5 protein-coding genes are annotated in these 5,288 nt (G+C 28.9%); all 5 read left to right on the top strand.

Annotated elements, in window-relative coordinates; translation table 11 throughout:
- The first annotated feature begins 12 nt into the window (after positions 1-12).
- The gene (locus L8X97_RS08235; protein WP_258108309.1) at positions 13-780 is read left to right on the top strand and encodes a class I SAM-dependent methyltransferase; all 768 of its coding nucleotides are present in this window, start codon (positions 13-15) and stop codon (positions 778-780) included.
- A 49-nt stretch (positions 781-829) separates the two neighbouring features.
- Positions 830-1,603, top strand: coding sequence for a class I SAM-dependent methyltransferase (locus L8X97_RS08230; protein WP_263660016.1), 774 nt, complete (start codon positions 830-832; stop codon positions 1,601-1,603).
- 12 nt (positions 1,604-1,615) lie between these two features.
- Positions 1,616-3,940, top strand: coding sequence for a PEP-utilizing enzyme (locus tag L8X97_RS08225; RefSeq protein ID WP_263663063.1), 2,325 nt, complete (start codon positions 1,616-1,618; stop codon positions 3,938-3,940).
- A complete protein-coding gene (locus L8X97_RS08220) occupies positions 3,937-4,536 on the top strand; it encodes a gamma-glutamyl-CDP-amidate hydrolase (RefSeq protein ID WP_263663062.1) in 600 nt (199 codons plus the stop codon). The genes L8X97_RS08225 and L8X97_RS08220 overlap by 4 nt, the downstream gene beginning before the upstream one ends.
- Positions 4,533-5,288, top strand: a 756-nt coding sequence (locus L8X97_RS08215) for a phosphocholine cytidylyltransferase family protein (RefSeq protein ID WP_258108305.1), incomplete at its 3' end; no start/stop codon positions are given. The genes L8X97_RS08220 and L8X97_RS08215, both read left to right, overlap by 4 nt.

Here is a 5,288-nt window from a genome sequence, read left to right as displayed (position 1 = left end):
CAAAGGAGTTTCATGAAACAAGGTGACTTTAGTGAAGTTGCAAAACATTATCACAATAGACCAGCATATTCAAGTATGCTTATAGAAAAGCTCATAAAATGTGTAAATGATCAAAATAAAAGCACATTAAAAGTTGTAGAAGTAGGAGCGGGTACGGGAAAGCTTACTAAAATGCTTGCTGATGAGTTTAACCTTTGTATAGATGCAGTCGAGCCAAATGATAATATGCGTGAAGAGGGTATTAAATTTACTCAAAATTCACAAAATATTACTTGGTATAAAGGCAGTGGAGAAGAAACTACCATGCCTAGTAATTATGCTGATTGGGTAATCATGGCCAGTTCTTTTCACTGGACAGATCCTAAAAAATCCTTACCTGAGTTTGCAAGAGTGCTTACAGGGGGGGGGTATTTCACTGCTATATGGAATCCACGCCATATAGCTAAAGGCTCTGTGTTTTATGAAATTGAAGAGGAAATTAAACATATTATACCAGAGCTTACTCGTGTAAGTAGTGGAACTCAAAATGTTAAAAATTGGGAAGAAATCTTAGTAAGTACTGGAGATTTCACAGACTGCTTTTTTATGGAGTGCGATTATAAAGAGCTTTGGAGTAAAGAGCGTTATCTTGGGGCTTGGCATTCTGTAAATGATATTCAAGCACAAGCTGGAAAAGCTAGATGGGAAGAAATTTTAAAAATGATAGAAAATAAAATTTCTTCTATGGATATGATTGAAATTCCTTATAAAATCCGTGCATGGACGGTGCATAAGGCATAGTAAAATCCTTTAGCTTTTTTAGCTTTGCTATTAAAGTTAAAGGAAAAAAATGGAAAAAATAGTAGAACAAGTTTGGGATTATACTAAGCATGCAAAATTTTACTCATATAGACCAAATTATGCACCACTTAGTATAGATATGCTAGTAGAGCTTGCTAAAAGAACTAGTCAAAGTTCAAAGATAAAAGTTGCAGATATTGGAGCAGGTACAGGGAATTTAAGTATTATGCTTTTAGAGAGAGCTTGTAAAGTGGTAGCGGTTGAGCCAAATGATGCAATGCGTGAAATTGGTATAGAAAGAACTCAAGGTCAAGATGTAGAATGGGTAAGAGCTACCGGTATTGACTCTACTTTAAAAGATGGAGAGTTTGATTGGGTGAGCTTTGGAAGTAGCTTTAATGTGATGGATAGATCAATGGCACTAAAAGAAAGTCATAGATTGCTCAAAAAAGGATGTTATTTTACTTGTATGTGGAATCATAGAGATTTAAATGATCCTATTCAAAAAATAGCAGAAGATATTATTGTTAGTTTTGTTCCAAATTATACAAGAGGCACAAGAAGAGAAGATCAACGCCCTATTATAGAAGCACATAAAGAGCTTTTTGATAATATTATTTATTTGGAAGAAGATTTTTACTTTCATCAAAGTGTAGATAATTATATCAATGCTTGGAAAAGTGTAAAAAATCCTTATTGGGATCTTGAGACTAAAGAAGGTAATGAGTTGTTTGAGAAAATCACTGATAAGTTAAAACAAGAATTACCAGGTGAATTTGATATCAAATATACAACAAGAGCTTGGAGTGCAAAAAAAATATAAAAGAGTGATATTATGGATAGATTAGTTTTTCAAACAAAAGCAAGAAATTTACAGAATTTAAAAAATATACTTAAAAATGCAAAAGTTTTAGATGTAGTTATCACTTCTTTAAAAGAAATCATTCAAGATAAAGAAGAAGTGCTTAAAAAAATTATCAATCTAAATGCGAAAAAACTAATCATCCGTAGTTCTTCTAATAGCGAAGATAGTTTAAAAAGTTCCAATGCTGGAGCTTTTCTAAGTTTGGCTAATGTAGATATTAATGATAAAAGCCAACTTTTTAATGCTTTAGAAAAAGTAGGTCATTCTATGCCTAGTGAGAATGATGAAATTTTAATCCAACCTATGCTTTTAGATATTAAAAAGTGCGGCGTTGCTTTTAGTGTAGATAAGGATAATTTTGCTCCATATTTTTGCATAGAATACGATGATAACGGCTCTAATAGTTCTATCACAGATGGAAGTGCTAAAAATGCTAAAACATATTTTCACTACCGTGAAAATGAAGATATAAAAGAACCATATATGCAAAAAGTTATTTTATTATTAAAAGAACTTGAAAGTTTATATGGTTGTAATTTTTTAGATGTAGAATTTGCTTTTAATGAGCAAGATGAACTTTTTTGCTTGCAAGTTAGACCTTTAATAATGCAAGAAAAAATTAATCTTTTTAATAACCTGCCTAAAGAAGCTTTACATAGACTTTATAAAAGATTTGTATCTTTGCAAGAACCAAGATCTAGAGTGCTTGGAGATAAAGCCATTTTTGGTGTAATGCCTGATTGGAATCCAGCAGAAATTATAGGACTTAGACCAAAAAGATTAGCTTTTAGTCTTTATAAAGAAATCATTACAGATAATATTTGGGCTTATCAAAGAAATAATTATGGCTATAGAGATTTAAGATCGCACCCTTTAATCCATTCTTTTTTAGGTATTCCTTATGTAGATGTGAGACTTTCTTTTAATTCTTTTATACCAAAAACACTAGATGAGAGTATTGCTAAAAAGTTAGTTAATTATTATTTAAATAAATTATATGAAAATCATGAGTTACATGATAAAGTAGAATTTGATATAGTATTTTCTTGTTATGATTTTCATATGGCTGATAAATTAGAACGCTTATTAGATCATGGTTTTAATAAAAATGAAATTAAACGTATTGAATTTTCTTTATTAAATCTTACTAATTCTATTGTTAATATTAAAAATGGCTTGTGTTTAAAAGATATAGAAAAATCAAAACAAACGATTGTATATTATGAAAATATTATGCATTCAGATTTTTCACCATTAGATAAAATTTATTGGCTTTTAGAAGAGTGTAAAAGATATGGAACATTACCATTTGCTGGTGTTGCAAGGGCTGCGTTTGTGGCTATGACTATGCTTAATTCTTTGGTGGAAATTGGATTTTTTAGTAAAGAAGAAAAAAATAAATTTTTAAATTCTCTCCACACCGTTAGTAAAACTTTGAGTAATGAGTTAACAACTTTAAATGAAAATAATAAACAAGATTTTCTAAAACAATTTGGCCATTTAAGAGCTGGAACTTATAATATTTTATCTCCAAGGTATGATGAGGATTTTGATGGGTATTTTGATCTCAAGCAAAAAGGTGAAATCCAAAAAGAAAAAGAATTTGAAATTAGTGATGTGAAGTTACAAAAACTTGATCAAATTCTAAAAGAACATGGGATTGAAGTTAATGCAAAAGAATTTTTTAGCTTTTTAAAAATAGCTATAGAAGGACGCGAATTTGTTAAATTTGAATTTAGCAAGCTCTTATCTAAAGCTATATCACTGATAGAGGATCTTGGAAATTATTATGGAATATCTAAAGAAGATATGGCCCATTTGGATATTAAGAGTATTTTAAATTTGTATTCTAGTGTGTATTCTAAAAATCCAAAAGATAAATTTTTGAGTGAAATTAATGAAAACAAACAAGAATATCAATTAAGTTTAGCTATAAAACTTCCGGCTTTACTAACTGATGCACATCAAATATTTGGGTTTTTTACTAGCTATATTCATCCAAATTTTATCACGCAAAAAAGTATTAGTGCTAATATTGCTTTAGAAAATGAACAAGATTTAAAAGGCAAGATAGTGTTAATCTATGCAGCTGATCCTGGATATGATTATTTATTTACTAAAGATATTGCAGGTTTTATCACTTGCTATGGTGGTGCAAATTCACATATGGCTATTAGAGCTTCTGAACTTGCTATGCCTGCTGTTATTGGTGTAGGTGAAGAGAATTTTAAAAAATATCTTCAAGCAAAAAAAATTAAAATTGATTGTCAAAGTGAGCAGATATTTTGTCTATGAAATTTATAGCTATTAGTCAAAGAATTTTAGAAAATCAAGATTATTATGAATTAAGAGAGTGTTTGGCGCTTGATTGGGGAAGTTTTTTTAAAAAAGAATTAAGTGAGTTTTTACCTCTTCCATTGAGTTATGAAATTGATTTTAAAAATTATATCTCTAGTGTTAGTGCTGTGATTTTAAGTGGAGGTAATGATTTAAGCTCTTGTAAATTTTCTTTTATTAATCAAAAAAGAGATGAGTATGAAAAAAATATTATAAAACATTGTATGCAAAATAACATTCCATTACTTGGGGTTTGCAAAGGAGCACAGATGATCGCTTCTTATTTTAATTCTACTATTTGTCCTTGTAAAGATCATGTTGGAAATCATGAAGTGTATTTAAAAGATCAAATAATTAATGTTAATTCATATCATAATTTTGCTATTAAAACATTAGGTAATGAGCTTGAGGCGTTAGCAAATGCAAAAGATGAAACAATAGAAGCTTTTAAGCATAAAAAATTTAGTATTTATGGTCTAATGTGGCATATTGAAAGAGAAAATGGTATGAGCGAAAAAAGTATTTTTAATGCGTGGTTAAAGGATATAAAATGAGAGCTATAATTTTAGCAGCAGGGTTTGGTTCAAGGTTAATGCCTTTAACAAAGAACAATCCAAAATGTATGGTTGAATATAAAAATAAAAAAATCATAGACTATGAAATTCAAGCTTTAAAAGAAAATAATATTCATGAGATATGTGTAGTTGGTGGATATTTATTTGATGTTTTAAAGGATTATGTAGGTAAAAATCATAATTTGGAGTTGTTTTATAAAAATGAAAACTATGATAAAACTAATATGGTTCAGACTTTATTTTGTGCTAGAGATTTTTTGCAAAAGTGTATTGAGGATGAGCAAGATTTGATTGTTTCTTACGCTGATATAGTTTATTTTAAAGATAGTATAGAAAAACTCAAACAATCAAAAGATGATTTTGCTGTTATTGTGGATAAAGCTTGGAAAGAACTATGGTTAAAAAGGTTTGAAAATCCACTTGATGATGCTGAAACTTTAAAATTACATGATGATTTTATAGTAGAGCTTGGCAAAAAAGCAAAAAGTTATGATGAAATTCAAGGGCAATATATAGGCTTATTTAAATTTTCTCATCATTTTTTAAAAGAAGTTTTAAAAACTTATGATGAGCTTGATAGAACTTTACTTTATGATGAAAAAGATTTTAAAAATATGTATATGACAAGTTTTTTACAAATTTTAATAAATAAATACAAAAATGCAAAAGCTATAAAAATCAATGGAAATTGGTGCGAGATAGATTTTATGAGCGATTTAAGAGTGGAGATT

Origin of the sequence: Campylobacter sp. CNRCH_2013_0671h, assembly GCF_025773055.1 — a bacterium.
In the GTDB taxonomy this organism is placed as follows: domain Bacteria; phylum Campylobacterota; class Campylobacteria; order Campylobacterales; family Campylobacteraceae; genus Campylobacter_D; species Campylobacter_D lari_D.
Note: the sequence above shows the minus strand (reverse complement) of the source record. Positions and strands in the feature narration are given on the sequence as shown.